Origin of the sequence: Peptostreptococcus sp. MV1, from assembly GCF_000758885.1 — a bacterium.
Lineage (GTDB): Bacteria > Bacillota > Clostridia > Peptostreptococcales > Peptostreptococcaceae > Peptostreptococcus.
In genome coordinates this window covers 1-17,460 of sequence record NZ_JRNB01000056.1, presented here as the reverse complement: position 1 = coordinate 17,460, position 17,460 = coordinate 1, and the positions used below count along the sequence as shown (strand labels likewise).

Annotated in this window: 19 protein-coding genes; 8 read left to right on the top strand and 11 right to left on the bottom strand. The window is 36.8% G+C overall.

Translation table 11 applies throughout. The features are described 5' to 3' along the window. Positions 1-60 precede the first annotated feature (60 nt). The 11 genes from HMPREF1639_RS04125 to dnaA all read right to left on the bottom strand — a co-directional run bounded on the left by HMPREF1639_RS04125 (position 61) and on the right by dnaA (position 11,402). Entirely contained in the window at positions 61-882 is an 822-nt protein-coding gene (locus tag HMPREF1639_RS04125; protein WP_036763596.1) for a mechanosensitive ion channel family protein, read from the bottom strand. Between the two features lie 106 nt (positions 883-988). After that, a complete protein-coding gene (locus tag HMPREF1639_RS04120) occupies positions 989-1,168 on the bottom strand; it encodes a hypothetical protein (RefSeq protein WP_036763593.1) in 180 nt (59 codons plus the stop codon). 101 nt (positions 1,169-1,269) lie between these two features. Continuing rightward, a complete protein-coding gene (locus tag HMPREF1639_RS04115; protein WP_036763590.1) occupies positions 1,270-2,043 on the bottom strand; it encodes a SigB/SigF/SigG family RNA polymerase sigma factor in 774 nt (257 codons plus the stop codon). Then, entirely contained in the window at positions 2,044-2,451 is a 408-nt protein-coding gene (locus HMPREF1639_RS04110; RefSeq protein WP_156955942.1) for an ATP-binding protein, read from the bottom strand. It abuts the gene before it with no gap. 2 nt (positions 2,452-2,453) lie between these two features. After that, on the bottom strand, positions 2,454-2,771 hold the full coding sequence (locus HMPREF1639_RS04105) for an STAS domain-containing protein (protein ID WP_036763587.1): 318 nt from the start codon (positions 2,769-2,771) through the stop codon (positions 2,454-2,456). 38 nt (positions 2,772-2,809) lie between these two features. Beyond that, positions 2,810-5,251 carry a DNA gyrase subunit A gene (gene gyrA, locus HMPREF1639_RS04100; protein WP_036763584.1) on the bottom strand — a complete coding sequence of 814 codons (2,442 nt, stop codon included), beginning with the start codon at positions 5,249-5,251 and terminating at the stop codon, positions 2,810-2,812. Between the two features lie 16 nt (positions 5,252-5,267). Then, a complete protein-coding gene (gyrB, locus tag HMPREF1639_RS04095) occupies positions 5,268-7,175 on the bottom strand; it encodes a DNA topoisomerase (ATP-hydrolyzing) subunit B (RefSeq protein WP_036763581.1) in 1,908 nt (635 codons plus the stop codon). After that, positions 7,176-8,291, bottom strand: a complete 1,116-nt coding sequence (gene recF, locus HMPREF1639_RS04090) for a DNA replication/repair protein RecF (protein WP_036763578.1) — start codon at positions 8,289-8,291, stop codon at positions 7,176-7,178. 8 nt (positions 8,292-8,299) lie between these two features. Further along, positions 8,300-8,509, bottom strand: coding sequence for an RNA-binding S4 domain-containing protein (locus HMPREF1639_RS04085; RefSeq protein WP_036763575.1), 210 nt, complete (start codon positions 8,507-8,509; stop codon positions 8,300-8,302). Positions 8,510-8,648: 139 nt separating this feature from the next. Then, positions 8,649-9,752, bottom strand: a complete 1,104-nt coding sequence (gene dnaN / locus HMPREF1639_RS04080) for a DNA polymerase III subunit beta (protein ID WP_036763573.1) — start codon at positions 9,750-9,752, stop codon at positions 8,649-8,651. A 282-nt stretch (positions 9,753-10,034) separates the two neighbouring features. Further along, positions 10,035-11,402: a chromosomal replication initiator protein DnaA gene (gene dnaA, locus HMPREF1639_RS04075; RefSeq protein ID WP_036763570.1), complete on the bottom strand. Its 1,368-nt coding sequence runs from the start codon at positions 11,400-11,402 to the stop codon at positions 10,035-10,037. Between the two features lie 518 nt (positions 11,403-11,920). Here dnaA and rpmH point away from each other — a divergent pair. The 8 genes from rpmH (at position 11,921) to panC (ending at position 17,232) form a co-directional block, all read left to right on the top strand. After that, positions 11,921-12,055 (top strand): 50S ribosomal protein L34, encoded by a 135-nt coding sequence (gene rpmH / locus HMPREF1639_RS04070; RefSeq protein WP_007788395.1) that lies wholly within the window; start codon positions 11,921-11,923, stop codon positions 12,053-12,055. Between the two features lie 77 nt (positions 12,056-12,132). Next, a complete protein-coding gene (rnpA, locus tag HMPREF1639_RS04065) occupies positions 12,133-12,510 on the top strand; it encodes a ribonuclease P protein component (protein WP_036763562.1) in 378 nt (125 codons plus the stop codon). 70 nt (positions 12,511-12,580) lie between these two features. Further along, positions 12,581-12,784, top strand: a complete 204-nt coding sequence (yidD, locus tag HMPREF1639_RS04060) for a membrane protein insertion efficiency factor YidD (RefSeq protein ID WP_156955944.1) — start codon at positions 12,581-12,583, stop codon at positions 12,782-12,784. Positions 12,785-12,830: 46 nt separating this feature from the next. After that, positions 12,831-13,529 carry a YidC/Oxa1 family membrane protein insertase gene (locus HMPREF1639_RS04055; RefSeq protein WP_036763560.1) on the top strand — a complete coding sequence of 233 codons (699 nt, stop codon included), beginning with the start codon at positions 12,831-12,833 and terminating at the stop codon, positions 13,527-13,529. Between the two features lie 22 nt (positions 13,530-13,551). Continuing rightward, complete coding sequence (gene jag, locus HMPREF1639_RS04050; RefSeq protein ID WP_036763557.1) at positions 13,552-14,322, top strand: RNA-binding cell elongation regulator Jag/EloR; 771 nt, start codon at positions 13,552-13,554, stop codon at positions 14,320-14,322. A gap of 310 nt (positions 14,323-14,632) precedes the next feature. Beyond that, a complete protein-coding gene (locus tag HMPREF1639_RS04045; RefSeq protein WP_036763555.1) occupies positions 14,633-15,517 on the top strand; it encodes a Rossmann-like and DUF2520 domain-containing protein in 885 nt (294 codons plus the stop codon). Between the two features lie 8 nt (positions 15,518-15,525). Next, on the top strand, positions 15,526-16,353 hold the full coding sequence (gene panB, locus HMPREF1639_RS04040) for a 3-methyl-2-oxobutanoate hydroxymethyltransferase (protein ID WP_036763553.1): 828 nt from the start codon (positions 15,526-15,528) through the stop codon (positions 16,351-16,353). Positions 16,354-16,383: 30 nt separating this feature from the next. Beyond that, positions 16,384-17,232: a pantoate--beta-alanine ligase gene (gene panC, locus HMPREF1639_RS04035; RefSeq protein WP_036763552.1), complete on the top strand. Its 849-nt coding sequence runs from the start codon at positions 16,384-16,386 to the stop codon at positions 17,230-17,232. Positions 17,233-17,460 lie beyond the last annotated feature (228 nt).

Sequence of the window (17,460 nt, the reverse complement as noted above, 5' to 3'; positions counted from 1 at the left end):
CTTACCCCCTCGTTCAATATAGTTATAGTTAAAACTTTCTTATAGTTCTTATTCAAAATATTAACTTGGTGGCTGTACTGCATTGACCCTAGAAAACTTGATCCCATGTTGGTCAAACTCGTGCTTGAATTCTTCCATCAGCTTGTAGTAGACGTCCCAATAATCATCTGTCTTGACCCATGGCTTGGCTATAAACCTTATAATGTTATTATTCATCGAATCTACACCAATCAATGGTTTAGGTGATGATAGTACCCTTGTTTCATTCTCAAATAGCCTATTTGATATCTCATACAAGACCTTTACATTTGTGTCGTATTCCACATTGAATACGAAGTCTATCCTCCTCTTGTTTTGAGCCGTATAGTTGATTACAGGATTGGATGTCACCTGAAAGTTTGGCAGGATGATCAACTTGTTGTCAGTGGTCTTTAGTGTAGTTGAAAACATCTGTATTTCCACTACATTGCCCTCATTCCCTTCACAGTTTATGTAGTCTCCAATCTCAAAGGGCTTGAAGAAGAGTATTATCAGGCATGAACCCAAATTTGATAAAACTTCCTTAAAGGCCAAACCTATACTGAAACCAGCGGCTCCTAGCACTGCTGCAAAGGATGCTGTATTTACACCCATTATAGATTGGGCCTGCATAAAGGCTATTATTATAATGGTAACCTGTACAAAATTTATCATAAAGGTCACTATACCTACACTGGACTTGTACTTGCTCAAGAGCCTATTTAGGATTCTTTTTACCAGCTTGGCTATTATTATACCTATTATTACCACTATTGCAGCGAATATTATGGACGGTAATTTTACCATAAAGAGGTCCATATATTTGCCAAAAATAGTGGTCTGTTTTTCTATTGTTTCTCCCATAGAGCTACCTCCTTATATATTTTTCACCTCTTATTGGCATATCTTTATATCTATATTATATTCTATACCCTTAAGAGGTCCTATATTTTAATCTAAAATACATCTACTATTCATCAATATCTACATCGAGTACCCTTGCTAATTCTCCAACTAGTATATCATCCAAAAGACTCAAATCATCAGCATCCACTATGTCCATCATTTCACTGTCACTAATATTTAAGGCAGCTCCTAACAAACCTATATCCAAGCCTCGCTCATCTATCATATCTCTTAATCTCGACATTTTACCAACCTCCATTTTTATGCAAAAATGGGTAAAGACAAGCATACTATAACTGTCTTTACCCATATGAAAATATCTAACTAGTCTATCCACTTGCTAGCTTAAACTGCCTTATTATATTCTTTCTTTAATTTTTCTATTATCTTTTTCTCCAACCTTGATACAGTCATCTGTGATATACCTATCTCCTCGGCAATTACTGACTGGGTCTTGTTGTCAAAGAATCTACCACGTATAATCTGAACCTCTAGCTCGTTTAGGGTTTCCATAAAACGATTCAAAAAGTCCATTTCTTCTATTTTTCTGAAGTTCTTCTCCTCTGCACCAACCCTATCGCCCAGAGTCATGTCCTTGTCCTCTGAGTCATCGTTGCTAGGTGTATCCAATGATACTGGCTGGTAGCCATATGACGCTTCCATAGCTTCCAAAACTTCTTCTTCAGTTATTTCTAGATGTCTAGCAATTTCCGAAGGTGTCGGACTCCTCTTCAGCTCCTGCTCTAGGTATACCTTGGCATTGCTGATCTTCTTGTTCAGTTCCTGTATTCTTCTAGGAACTCTGAGTGTCCATACCTTATCTCTAAAATATTTCTTGATCTCCCCAACTATAGTCGGTGTTGCGAAACTTGAAAATTCAAATCCCTTAGAAATATCATATCTATCAATTGCATAGATAAGAGCTAGAGATGCCACTTGATATAAATCTTCATAGTCTACACCCTTATTCATGTATTTTCTTGACAGTATCTTTGCCAAGTATAGATGTTTTTCTATAAGTATGTTTCTAATCGCAGCATTAGTCTTATCATCAGAAAAAATTTTGAAAAGTTCTTTGACGTCCATTTCTTCATATTTTTTTTCTGCGACCAAATTCATTTATTCCTCAACTCCAACCAATTTTGTCATCTTAATTACAGTTCCACAATTATCACAAGACCTTATATCAACTTCATCCATTAGGGTCTTTATAATAAATATACCTAAGCCACTTGTTTTTGGATTTTTTAAGTCTGGTGATTCCAATGAATCAACATCATATCCTATACCATCATCAGAAACCTCTATCGTCAATTTGTCAGGATATATATAAAATTTTACTTGAAACTCGTCTCTATTGCTATGTTTAATGGCATTTGTACAAGCTTCTGATATACAAACCTTCATATCTTCTATGTCATCAAGTGAAAAACCTATCTTGCCGGCTATTCCTGATAAGGTTAGTCTGATTACAGATATAAAATCAGGATTGACAGACATATTCATGCTTATTAAATCGTACACCAAATTTATCCCTCCATACTTATGATTTGGTCTAGACCAGTAATCTTAAAAATTTTTTTTACATTATCCTTGGCATTAGATATCTTTATATCCTTGCCTCCAGTTCTTAATTTCTTCATTAGTCCTACTAATACACCTATACCTGTAGAGTCGATGTATTCCAGATTAGACATATCAATAACTACATCTGAGAAATTTTCATCTACAGCTTTGTATAGTTCTGCCTTGAGGTCGTTTGCATATGAAAGGTCCAACTCACCTTTTAGAGAAACTACCCATTCTTTTGAATCATTTCCATAATTTGATTTTATATTTAATGACATAAAATCCTCCTTAAAATACTCAATTGTACATTTGATTATTAGTCTTCTTCCTCACCCTTTAATTTGGCTATTGAGACCACTTCGACTTCTTCATCAGTCTTCATAAGTTTGACACCGCTAGTTACTCTTCCGAAGATAGATATCTCATTTACCCTGATCCTAATCAATACTCCATCAGAGTTGATCATCATCATCTCATCATCTTCATCTACTAGGGTTGCTCCGACCAATTTACCAGTCTTAGAGTTGATATTATATGTCTTTATCCCCTTACCAGCCCTAATCTGTGGTCTGTATTCTTCTATTTCAGTCCTCTTACCGAAGCCCTTTTCACTGACAACTAATAGGTCACTTCCATTACCTATTAAGTCCATAGATACTACCCTGTCTCCCTTTGATAGGGTGATACCCTTGACTCCTGTTGCAGTCCTACCCATAGACCTTACGTCATTTTCGTTGAACCTGATTGACATACCATTTTCAGTGACTAGGATTACATCCTCATCTCCATTAGTCCTGTCTACTCCTATCAGTTCATCTCCATCCTTTAGGTTTATGGCTATTAGGCCTGACTTGTTGATATTCTTGAAGTCCGAAATAGGTGTTTTCTTTACTATACCACTCTTTGTTGCAAATAGTAGGTACTTCAAGTCATCATTTTCCTGACTTTCTGTGTTAAATGAAATAGTTCTGGCAATCTTTTCTCCTGGGTTTAGCTGTAGTAAGTTGACTATAGCTGTTCCCTTTGATGTCCTCTTGCCTTCTGGAACCTCGTAGGCATTTAACTTGTAGACCCTACCCCTATTGGTAAAGAATAGCATCAATGAGTGGGTAGTTGTTGATATTAGGTCAGTGACAAAGTCCTCTTCCCTAGTAGTCAAGGCTGATATACCTCTTCCACCCCTCTTTTGGCTCTTGTATGTATCAGCTGGCAGTCTCTTGATATAGCCTAGGTGAGTCAGGGTAATTGCTATTTCCTCTTCCTCATAAAGGTCCTTTAGGGCTATTTCACCTTCAGCTGGCCTGATTTCTGTCCTTCTTGGGTCTGCATACTTGTCCTTTATGGCTAGCATTTCATCCTTTATTACTCCAAATAGCTTGTTTTCATCAGCTAGTATAGATTCTAGGTATGTAATCCTATCCATCAATTCCTTGTATTCATTGTCTATCTTGTCTCTTTCTAGACCTGTCAACCTCTGCAATCTCATGTCCAAGATTGCCTGGGCCTGAATGTCTGAAAAGGCAAATTCTTCAATCAATCTTTCCTTGGCTATCTGGCCATTTTCTGATCCTCTGATTATTGATATTACCCTGTCTATATGGTCTAGGGCAATCTTCAAACCTTCTAATATATGGGCCCTAGCCTGGGCCTTTCTAAGCTCAAACTTAGTTCTTCTCGTAATTACATCCTTCTGGTGGTCTACATAGCACTCTAGGTACTGCTTTAAATTTAGGACCTTTGGTGTCTTGTCCACTATTGCTAGGTTTATGATTGAGAAGGTATCTTCTAGCTGTGAGTGCTTGTACAGATTGTTTAGGACGATATTAGCATTTACATCCCTCTTTAGCTCTATTACAACCCTGATACCATGTCTGTTAGTCTCATCCCTAAGGTCTGATATTCCTTCTACCTTCTTTTCTCTGACTAGGTCTGCTATCCTCTCAACCAATCTAGACTTATTTACCTGAAATGGTATTTCAGTTATAATTATCTGCTGCTTGCCCTTAGGTAGTTCTTCTATCTCGGCCCTTGCCCTTACCTTGACCTTGCCCCTACCTGTCCTGTAGGCTTCCTTTATTCCTTCTGTACCAATTATCATGGCACCAGTTGGGAAGTCTGGACCAGCAATAAACTGCATTAGGTCATCTATCTCACAATCCCTATTATCTATATAGTGGACTGTGGCATCTATTACCTCACCTAGGTTGTGTGGTGGTATGGATGTAGCCATACCTACTGCTATACCATTAGACCCATTAACCAATAGGTTTGGATACCTTGCTGGTAGTACTAGTGGCTCCTGAAGGGATTCATCAAAGTTTGGACCAAAGTCTACTGTTTCCTTGTCTATATCCCTTAGTAATTCTAGGGCCAATTTTGACATCCTAGCCTCTGTATAACGCATGGCAGCTGGACTGTCACCGTCTACATTACCAAAGTTACCCTGACCATCTATTAAGATTCCTCTTGTAGCAAAGTCCTGGGCCATTTTTACCATGGCCATATATACTGATGAGTCACCATGTGGATGGTACTTACCTAGTACATCACCGACGATACGGGCTGACTTCCTATATGGCTTATCTGGTGTAATCCCCTGCTCACTCATTGAATATAGGATTCTTCTATGAACTGGTTTTAGACCATCCCTTACATCTGGTAGGGCTCTACCTACAATTACGCTCATAGAATAATCTATATATGATTTTTTCATTTCCTGAGAAATCTCTATAGGAATTATTCTGCTCTTATTTTCCATTTAAATTCCTCACCCCCTATATATCCAAATTAGTTACATATTTCGCATTTGCCTCTATGAAGTCTCTTCTTGGGGCTACCTTATCTCCCATCAACATAGAGAATATTTCATCTGCCATGATGGCATCATCTATTGTTACCTGTAGTAAAGTTCTCGATTCAGGATCCATTGTTGTCTCCCAAAGCTGTTCGGCGTTCATTTCACCGAGACCTTTGTACCTAGATACGTCTGATCCCTGTCTACCAACCTCATCCAATAGCTTGCTTAGTTCATCATCTGAGAAGGCATAGTATTCCTTCTTGCCCTTCTTGACCTTGAATAGTGGTGGCTGGGCTGCATATACATAGCCGCCTTCTATCAGTGGTCTCATATACCTAAAGAAGAATGTCAATAATAGGGTCCTGATATGGGCTCCATCGACATCGGCATCGGTCATTATTACTATCTTGTGGTATCTAAGCTTGTTAGGGTCGAAATCATCGCCTATACCACAACCAAAGGCTGTAATCATATTCTTGATTTCTTCTGAAGATAGTATCTTGTCCAACCTTGATTTTTCAACATTCAAGATCTTACCTCTTAGAGGAAGGATAGCCTGTATATTTCTATCCCTACCACTCTTGGCTGAACCACCAGCAGAATCTCCCTCGACTAGGAATATTTCACTCTTTTCCGGTGACTTCTCAGAACAGTCAGCTAGCTTACCTGGTAGAGATGTAAATTCTAGGGCATTTTTTCTCCTAGTAAGGTCTCTAGCCTTCTTGGCAGCCTCTCTGGCCCTCTGAGCCCTTAGACATTTTTCTATGACCTGCTTGGCAACTGAAGGATTTTCCTCTAAAAAGGCTCCTATTTCTTCGTTGGCTATTGAGTCAACCAAGCCCCTCATAAAGGTATTTCCTAATTTTGTCTTTGTCTGACCTTCAAACTGTGGGTCTGGTAGCTTGACAGATACTATAGCTGTCAAACCTTCCCTGATATCTTCACCTGACAGGTTTGAATCCTTTTCTTTAAGTATATTATTTCTTCTAGCATAGTCATTTACACACTTAGTCAAGGCTGTCTTGAAACCTGATAGGTGGACACCACCCTCATGTGTGTTTATATTATTGGCAAAGGAATATATGTTTTCTGTGTATGCATCAGTATACTGAAGAGCTAATTCAATAGTACATTCATTTGCAACCTTGTCTACATATATTATCTGGTCATGTATAGGAGTCTTTGTCCTGTTTAGGTACTTGATGTACTCTACTAGACCACCTGTATAGTGGAATTTTTTAGATTTTTCCTGGCCCTCTCTCTTGTCCTCAAACTCTATCTTGATTACCTTGTTCAAGAAAGACAGCTCTCTCAACCTATATTCTAGGGTTTCGTAGCTAAAGACTATCTCATCAAAAATGCTGGCATCTGGCATAAAGCTAATAGATGTACCACTCTTTATATCTGTATCTCTAACAACTTCTAGCTTGGTCTTGGCGACGCCTCTTTCATACTCTTGCCTATAGACCTTGCCGTCCCTATATACCTCTGCAACCAGCCAGTCACTAAGGGCATTAACAACAGATACACCTACACCGTGAAGACCTCCAGAAACCTTGTAGCCTCCACCACCGAACTTACCACCTGCATGTAGGACAGTCAGTACTGTTTCTAGGGTAGATAGGCCAGTCTTTGGATGTATCTCTACTGGTATACCTCTACCGTCATCCCTTACAGTTACACTTCCATCTGAATTTATAGAAATATATATCTCAGAACAGTTGCCTGCTAGAGCCTCATCTATACTGTTGTCTACAACCTCATATACTAGGTGGTGTAGCCCCCTAGGACCTGTTGAACCTATATACATACCAGGTCTCTTTCTAACAGCCTCCAGCCCCTCTAGGACCTGGATTTGGTCTGCACCATACTCATGTTTTTCCATTTATTCTCCTCCATTCTCTACTCCGACAAGCCTACCATTTTCTATATTGAATATCCTATAATCATCGATATCCAGTATATCCTTGTGCAATGGATCAGCTGATGTCACAAACATCTGAATGTTTTCTAATTTTTCTACCAACATCTTTTGTCTACTCTGGTCTAATTCACTAAAGACATCATCCAATATTAGTACTGGATAGTCTCCTAATTCCTGTTTTATCAAGTCTATTTCAGACAATTTGAGTGAAATAGATGCAGTCCTCTGCTGGCCTTGTGACCCATACATTCTGACATCTATATCATTTATCAGGATTTTCATATCATCCTTGTGGGGACCGACCTTGGTAGACCTTGTCATAATATCTCCCTCTCTAGACTCCCTCAATTTTTCAATCAATACAGACTTTACAAGGCTAGCATCCTGACCAGGCTTTAAATCTACTTGATTCTTATATATTATAGTCAGATTTTCCTTGTCCATAGTTAAATTTTTATGGATTTTACTGGATATCTTTGACAATTTATCAATAAACTTATTTCTAATTATATATATTTCACTAGCGTATGTAGACATAGTTTCGTCATACACATCTAGGAGATTTTTATCTATTTTGTAGGATTTTAAAATCCTATTTCTCTGCTGAAGAATCTTGTTGTAGCTAGTCAAGAGACTATAATACCTAGGCATTATCTGGCTGATTTCCTTGTCAATAAAGGACCTTCTTTCCTTGGGTCCATCCTTGACCAACCTAAGGTCTTCAGGTGAAAAAATCACCACATTTAGGTTACCTAGTAGCTCCTGTATAGATTTGATAGATACTCCATTGACCTTTATGCCTTTTTTATCCTTGGTAACTACTATTTCAATTTTCTTGTCTATATTATTCCTGGTAAAGGAGCAAGCGCAATATAAGTTATCAGCAGAAAATTTAATCAGTTCTCTGTCCTTATTTGTCCTAAAAGATCTGCCTATAGACATAAAACCGATAGCCTCTACAATATTGGTCTTGCCCTGGCCATTCATACCTATTATTAAGTTGACCTTCTTATTAAATTCAACCAGCAAATTATCGTAATTCCTATAATTAACTAGCTTTAAACTATTTATATACAAATAAACACCTACTTTGATACCTGGAACTCTTTATTCATATACTCTACTATATCTCCACTCCTCAGTTTTTTACCTCTTTGAGTGGCTACCTGTCCATTTACCTTGATCTCTTCACTCATGATAAGTAGTTTAGCTTCACCGCCAGACATAACTATATCAGCAAGCTTTAAAAACTGATCCAACTTTATATAATCTGAACCTATATTAATATTTTTCATATGAGCCCCTTTCGCTAATTGTCCACATAGTCTATCTATTCTATTATACCACAATTATCCCTCTAGGGCTAAATTATAGATAGATAAATAAAAAAACACCTGTGCAACTTGTCTTATCACACAGGTGTTTAATGTCAAACTAATTACTAACCCTTACAGGTAATATTAGATATGTATATTCTATATCGTCAATAGGTTTTATAACACATGGGTTTATAGCGCCTAAAAATTCTATTGATACATACTCACTATTTAGGTACTTGATACCATCCAAAAAATACCTAGAGTTAAAGGCAATATCTAGCATGTCTCCTTCAAAATCAACACTAATTTCTTCATAGGCATTTCCATTTTCATTATTTGAAGTAATCACCAACAACTTGTCTGTAACAGACATCTTGATAGTATTGTTCTTATCTGAAGTGAATAGTAGAGATGCTCTTTCCACTGCTTCCTGAAGTTTCTTGGTCTCTACACTTACCTTAGTTACAAATTCCTTTGGAAGAAGACTCTTGTAGTCAGCATACTCTCCGTCTATCAACCTTCCTACCAATCTTGTATTGGCAAACTTGAATACAACATCCCTAGAATTGATAGTAAGATATAGGTCACCTTCATCAGATAGTAATGAATTTAGATGGTTAAGTGTATTTCTAGGTACAATAGCGCTTAAATTTTTATCTATACCTGACTCAAAGGCATTTGTCATGGTAGCCAACCTATAACCATCAAGGGCAGCCATATTTATCTTTTCGCTATCTATTTCTATCAACTCACCATTAAAAGTTTGGTTAGAGTTGTCAGTAGCTGCAGCAAATACAGTATTTCTTATCATATTTTTCATATCTGCCTGGCCTATTTTTAGCATATCACCAGTTTCTATATGGTCTATGCTAGGGAAATCTTCTGAGCTGATACCCTTTATCTTGAACCTAGAAGACATGCAAGATATAAACACATTGTAGTTGTCGTCAGTTTCTATACTTATAAATGAATCTGGTAGTTTTCTTACTATTTCACCTATTAACTTTGAGTTAATTACTATTGATCCTGGTATTTCTACTTGGGCTTCTATTTCAGTTTCAATGCTTATCTCATTGTCATAACCCCTGACTCTTAGCTTGTTGTCCTCAGCACTAATTAAAATACCTCTTAGTATTTCTACAGTTGTTTTTGTATTTATAGCCCTTTGTGCATTTGTAATAGCATGAGCTAATTTTTTTTGATTACATAAGATTTTCAAATTAAAGACCTCCTTATATGTTTTTTATTAGACCCTGTTAATAACTTTTTGGATTCAGAAATTCCTATATAGAAAGATATATATAATAACTTTAGTAGTAATAGTAGTAGGACTTGTGGATTGTGTGATAAGTGGTTTAAACCAACTAAAATACACAAAAAATCCTGTGTAAAAATCTGTTACTAAATATATTAACAAAATCTGAATCAAATGTGGATAAGTTTGTGCTTAAAAGAGCACCTTAATTATACACAGGTTTTAAACAGAAAATATGTGTATAAACTAGCTATCCAGGTCTGATATTATTTTTTCTATCTTTATCTTTATTTCTTCGCTCTTTAACATGTCATCGCCGATTTTGTTGACTGCATGCATAACTGTTGTGTGGTCCCTACCACCAAATTCATCTCCTATGGCAGGAAGAGATAGGTCTAGTAGGTTTCTTGATATATACATAGCTACCTGCCTTGGAAAGGCTATATTCTTGGTTCTCTTTTTAGATATCAAGTCTTCAACACTTATATTGTAGGCATCTGCTACCATTTCTTTTATCCTCAGTATATTTACTTCCTTAGTAGTATATGATACTAGTACATCTTTAAGAGCCTCCTTGGCAGTTGCCAGATTCATAGGTTTTGAAGATAGGTTGGAGTATAAGATTACCTTGTTTAAGGCACCTTCTAGCTCTCTGATATTGGATTTTACATTGTCTGCAATGTACTCAAAAACATCTGAATCAATATCTAAGTTGTCATTTTCAGCCTTGTTTTGTAAGATGGCCATCCTTGTACCGTAGTCAGGAGGTTGAATATCACTTATTAAGCCCCAGACAAACCTAGATCTCAGTCTTTCTTCTAGTTCAGGTATATCCTTAGGAGGTTTGTCGCTTGATAGAATGATTTTCTTGCCCGCACCATGTACATCATTAAATGTATGGAAGAGTTCTTCTTGTACGGAATTTTTTCCAGCTACAAACTGGACATCATCTATCATAAAAATATCTACACTCCTGTATTTTTGTCTGAATTCGTTGTTCTTCTTTTCTCTTATAGCTGTAACCATCTCATTTGTAAAGGTCTCAGATGAAACGTATAGGACCTTTTTTGATGGGTCTCTTTCTAATACCCTATGGCCTATAGCATGCATAAGATGGGTTTTTCCAAGACCTACCCCACCATACAAAAACAAGGGGTTATCATTGGCTGTCTCATCGTATTCAGCCACTCTTTGGCAGGCTGCAACAGCCATTGCATTACTTGATCCTACTACAAAAGTATTAAAAGTATACTTGGGATTTAGGTTTGAGTTGGCTATACTAGTAGCTAGATCCATTATTTTTTGGTTGTTTTCATCGCTATTAGTATTTAACTCCTTTTCTATACTTACCCTTGAATCAAGGTCATTATCTTCATTAGTTAAAACAATAATATCCTTTATATTTGCCGCTAGCTCATCAAAAGCCTCTAAAATTTTCTCCTTCTGCTGGTTTTCAAAAAACTCCTTAGACCTCTTGTCTCCACTTAAATACAAGATGTTGTTATTAATCGCTATTGGTACTGTGTTTTCATTGAAGTATAAGGTGAAGATTGCTCTAGTGAAAACTCCTTTTAACTTTTGTTGTGCTGAAGTCCACAAATTTTTTACGTCCATTTATTGGTTACCCCCCTTTTTTATTTTTATATTGTGTATAACTCATGTGTATATATTGTTGATATTTATGGTATAATTACGAATAAAAAAACTTATACATATCTGGATGTGTATAAAAAAGTGAATAAAAAATATACTTATCAACAAGGTGGAAAACCTCCACGATTTTGAGTGTATATACATTATATACCCATAATTAAAAAAATTGTCCACAAAGTTATTAACATTATGTGGATAAGTATGTGCTTTATTTTTAGGTTTTCAACATCTAGTTGTATATGTGGATAAATTAAATATATTTATCCTGTATATTGTTGATAAAAAAAATACTAAAAATTTTAAAATTTGTATATGTGTTGAAAAAAATTTTGGACTCGGGCATATTTTTTTAAAAAAAGTTTAAATAAATGTGATAAATTCAATGAATTTAAGAAAAATAATTGACTTTTAACCGTATAATCATTATAATTATATTGTTATGTTTACAATGAAGATTAGAGGAAAGGAGTGTTCTAAGGATGAAGAGAACTTATCAGCCAAAGAAAAGACAGAGAAAAAGAGAACATGGATTCAGAAAGAGAATGAAGTCTCCAAACGGAAGAAATGTTTTAAAGAGAAGAAGAGCTAAAGGTAGAAACAGATTAACTCACTAATTTGTAAATTAGTTCTAATTTTATAATATGAAAAACCACTGTTATGGTGGTTTTTTTTGTAAAGATGGAGGTTATTGATGCACTTTAATAACACCGACGGAATCAAAAAAGATTCTGATTTTAGGAGGGTTTACCAGAGGGGTAAATCTTTGGCCGACAGAAATCTAGTTATATATACAATGAAGAATAAGTCAGACAGATCTAGGATTGGTATATCTATATCCAAGAAGGTGGGCAAGGCCCACGAGAGAAATAGGATTAGGAGATGTATCAAGGAAGCCTATAGGCTAAATATAGACGATAAAGTAATAGCAGGCTATGACCTAGTCTTTATTGCCAGGATTAGTGCTGCTGACAAGGACTATAGAGAACTTGAAAAGTCTCTAAAGTATATATGCAAGAGGGCCAACATAATAAAGAGGGATGGTAAGAAACAGGTATCGAAGAAGAGGTGACTTAGGTATGATGAAGTTTTTAATAGATAATATTAAAAGATTTTTGAAGACAGCCAGTGGTATCTTGGCCATGGCCTGTATAGGTTTGGTTAGGTTTTACCAGAAGTTTATATCACCTCTCAAGGGACCTACTTGTAGGTTTTACCCTACTTGTTCTCAATATTCCATCCAGGCATTTAAGAAATATGGCTTCTTAAAGGGACTGTGGTTGACTCTTAGGAGAGTAAGTAAGTGTCACCCTTTTCACCCAGGTGGTTACGACCCTTTGAAGTAGGAAGTCTATCTCAAAAGTTGAGATAATAAGTTACCAGGAGGTAAGAATGGGACATATTGCAGGCCTATTTGGTATAGCCCTAAAGGCTATATACGGAGTAATAGGTAATTATGGTTTATCTATTATAGTTTTTACTATAATAGTAAAGATGATATTGATGCCTTTGACAATAAAGCAGACTAAGTCTACTTTTGCTATGTCAGAGATCAATCCAAAGATAAAGGAAATACAGGCTAAGTACAAGAACAAGCCTGAAAAGCAGAATGAAGAAATTTCAAAATTGTACAAGGAATCAGATATAAATCCATTGTCAGGTTGTTTGCCAATATTAATACAGATGCCAATACTAATGGGTCTATTCTATGTGTTCAAGGACCCAGTAACACATGGTGTATTTGCTAATAAGGCAGCTATGATGGCAGCAAATGGAAACTTTTTATGGATAAAGGCCCTATCAAAGCCAGACTATATACTAGCTATATTCTCAGGTGTCAGTGCCTACTTGATGCAGAAGATAATGACTCCTCAGGACCAGCAGCAGGGACCAATGAAGATGATGACATGGCTGATGGCAGGTATGTCACTATATTGGGGATTCATATTCCCAGCAGCCCTAGCCCTATATTGGGGTATTAGTAATATATTCTCAGTTTTCCAGTATTATATTATCACTAGACCTTTGAAGGCTAAATTAGCCCAGGAAAAGGAAGATAGGGATGCTGGCAAGTCGAGTTTTAAAAAGTAAATACAAGTAGGAGGTAATGATAGTGGAATCAAAGGTGTTTTATGCAAAAAGTTCAGAGGAAGCTGTTGAACAACTACTAAAATCTACTAATGCAGATAAGGAAAGTATTCAAATTACAGTTATAGAAAAACCAAGTAAGGGATTTTTGGGCATAGGTGCCAAGTCTGGTGTATATAGCCTAGAGTACGAAGTATTAAAAGAGTCTGAACCAAGTAAGAAAGAGTTAGTAGAAGATGCAAAAGAAGTCATCATGGACAAGAATGATGACCAAAATACTGAGCCAAGTGCCCAGGATAAAGTTGAAAATGATGTAAAAGAAAATAAAGTAAACATAACAGATGAAGATGAAATTAATATTGCCAGAGAGTTTGTAGAAGAACTACTAAAAAATGCAGATGTAGAGGCAGATGTAGATGTCAGTCTTGAAAATAACCTGATAAAGGTTAAGATAAGTGGCAACAAGGCGAGTTGCTTGATTGGTAGGAGGGGTGATACCCTAGATGCCATCCAGTTCTTGACAGGTTTGGCCCTTAACAAGTTTAATAAGGATTCACACACAAGAGTTTTTGTAGACATTGAAAACTATAGGAGCAAGAGGGAGGAATCTCTAAAGAGATACTGCTATAAGGCTGCTAGAGAAGTTGCCAAGACTAGGAGAACTAAGAAGCTTGACTATATGAATCCATATGAAAGAAGGATTATTCATTCAGCCCTTCAGAATGATAGGTTTGTAATCACTTATAGTGAAGGAACAGATCCTTACAGAAGAGTTGTAATCGAATATAAGAGATAGTAATCGAATAGTTATGATACATAAGGGGGAGTTATACATTCTAGGTTTTGGCCAAGTGAATGTCATAGCTCCCTCTTATTATGCAATTTCAGTAAATATCATAGTTTGAAAAATTTTAATCTCTGTTCGAGACCTATTAAAAAAGTATGCTTGCCTTTGTTATTGGAAGGTAAAATAAAGAGTCAGATTTTTCTTGATTTTTAATTGAGATTATGATAAATTTTATTGTATGGTGGTATTCGGAGGAAACTACACATTTTGAATAATTTAATTATCTTTATAGTATTACACTCTTTGGAGGTGATAACTTATGTACAACGTAGGAATTATTGGCGCAGGTAAGGTTGGTGTCTCCCTAGGTAGGTACTTATCAGATATTGAGTATGCAAATTTGGTAGGTTACTATAGTAGGAGTCTTGATAGCTCGGCCTATGCTGCAAAGGTAACTAATTCAGGTAAATTTACCAATATTGAAAAGTTGGTAGAAAAAAGCAATGTCATAGTTATAACTACTCCAGATGACAAGATAAGTGAGGTCTGGGGTACAATATCAAAATTCAGTATTCAAAATAAGATAGTCTGCCATTGCAGTGGCTCATTATCATCAGAAATTTTCTTCGATATATCTTCAAAAGGAGCAAGTGCCTGCTCCATGCATCCAGTTTTAGCAATTTCAAGCAAGGAAAATTCATACAAGGATCTGTCTAGTGCCTTCTTTACTCTAGAGGGGCAAGACGAGGCTCTTGAGTTTTTTTCTAGGGTCTTGGACTCAAAAAACAACAAGTACAAGGTTATACCAACTGGTGAAAAGACGAGGTACCATATCTCTTCTGTCTTTATCAGCAACCTTATAATAGCCATGGGCAATATCTCAGTGAAGCTATTAGAGGAATATGGTTTTAGTCAGGAAGAGGCCCTAGCTGCCCTCAAGTCACTGGCTATGGGCAATATGGCCAAGTTTTTTGAAATTGGTCCTCAGGCTGCCCTAACAGGTCCAGTTGAGAGAAATGACCTAGGTACTATCGGCAAACACCTAAGGGCCTTGGGGGATAAGAAGTACAAAAGTATTGAAAATATTTATAGGCTCTTGAGTTTGGAGCTAGTAGACCTTGCTGAAGGTAAAAACTGCGATAGAGACTATGGTAAGATGAAAAATTTATTACTGAAAGGGGAATGTTCTCTAAGGGAGGACTAGAAGAAAAAATGAAAAATACGGTTTTAACATTTAAGGAAGCCAAGCAAAAGGGCGAAAAATTGACTATGTTGACGGCATATGACTACTCTACAGCCAAGTTGGTGGATGAGGCTGGTGTAAACTCAATCCTAGTTGGAGACTCACTGGGTATGGTAATGTTGGGTTATGAAGATACCCTAAGCGTGACTATGGAAGATATGATCCACCACACTGCTGCTGTTGCCAGGGGAACTAAGAATGCCTTAGTTGTAGGTGACATGCCATTTTTATCATACAATACAGGTATTAGGGATGCAGTAATCAATGCTGGTAGGTTGATGAGTGAAGGTCGTGCCAATTGTGTCAAGCTAGAAGGTGGTAAGGAAGTATGTGATGTAATCAAGGCCATAACAGATGCCAAGATACCAGTGTGTGCCCATATAGGACTAACACCTCAGGCTGTAAATGCCCTAGGTGGCTTCAAGGTCCAGGGCAAGAGTCTAGAATCTGCCAAGGCCCTAATTGAAGATGCCCTAGCAGTTCAAGAGGCTGGAGCCTTTGCTGTTGTTTTAGAGTGTGTACCTGCAGCCCTAGCAGAAAAGATAAGTTCTATGCTTGATATACCAACTATAGGTATAGGGGCAGGACCAGGATGTGATGGTCAGGTCTTGGTATACCAGGATATGTTAGGCGTATACAAGGACTTCACTCCAAAATTCGTTAGGAAGTTTGCCAATGTCGGTGAGGTTATGACCGATGGAATAAAGGCCTATATAGATGCAGTGGCTGATGGATCATTCCCAGAAGAAAAGCACTGCTTTAAGATATCTGAGGATATTATAGAAAAACTTTATTAGAAATTATAAAATAGGTGAAAGGTTTAAAAAATGAAAGTTATTAGAAGAATTGAGGAAATAGTTGAAATTACAAGAAAGATAAAGGCTGATGGATATAGTCTAGGTATGGTTCCAACAATGGGATGTCTACACGAAGGACACAAGAGCCTGATTAAGAAGGCTGTGGACAATAATGACAAGGTTGTTGTCAGTGTATTTGTTAATCCAACTCAGTTTGGTCCAGATGAAGACTATGAGAGCTATCCTAGAACACTAGAGGCAGATGCCAAGCTATGTGAGGAGATAGGTGCTGACTACATATTCCATCCAGAGCCAGAAGAAATGTATCCAGAGGGCTATAGTACATTTGTTGTTCCTAGTGAAAAAATGACTAATATCCTATGTGGTATCACTAGACCAGGTCATTTCAGGGGTGTATGCACAGTTTTGACTAAGCTATTCAATATAATAAGACCTGATAGGGCTTATTTTGGTGAGAAGGATATCCAGCAGTTGGCTATAGTTAAGAGGATGGTTACTGACTTCAACTTTGGTATAGATATTATTGCTTGTCCTATTGTAAGAGAAGACGATGGTCTAGCCAAGAGTTCTAGAAACACCTACCTAAATGCCGAAGAGAGACAGGCTGCTACAGTTCTTAGAAGGAGTATCTTAGAGGGCAAGAAGCTTATTGATTCTGGTGTGCTTATCAAGGAAGATGTTTTGAAGACTATAAAGTCTGTGATAGAGTCTGAAAAATTGGCTAGGATTGACTATGTAGAAATAATCGATTTTGACACATTCGACCAGGTTGACCTTATAAAAGACAATACCCTTATAGCTATGGCTGTATATATAGGCAAGACTAGGTTGATTGATAATATGATTATTAATTTATAGGGTTGATCTATAGTTAATTTTTTAAAATAATCCTATATCAATTCCACAGGCTTTAGAATATGGGGAGTTCACATGGATAGTTTGTGTTATCTATAACTATAAAAATATAAATGGAGCTGGTTCTTGAGTGGAGTAGCCATCAAATAGAGGTCATGATATGACCTCTATTTTTATAGGTTGTATAATATTTAGCGTTGGTGAGAGAAAAAATTCTCTCCCAACGCTAAA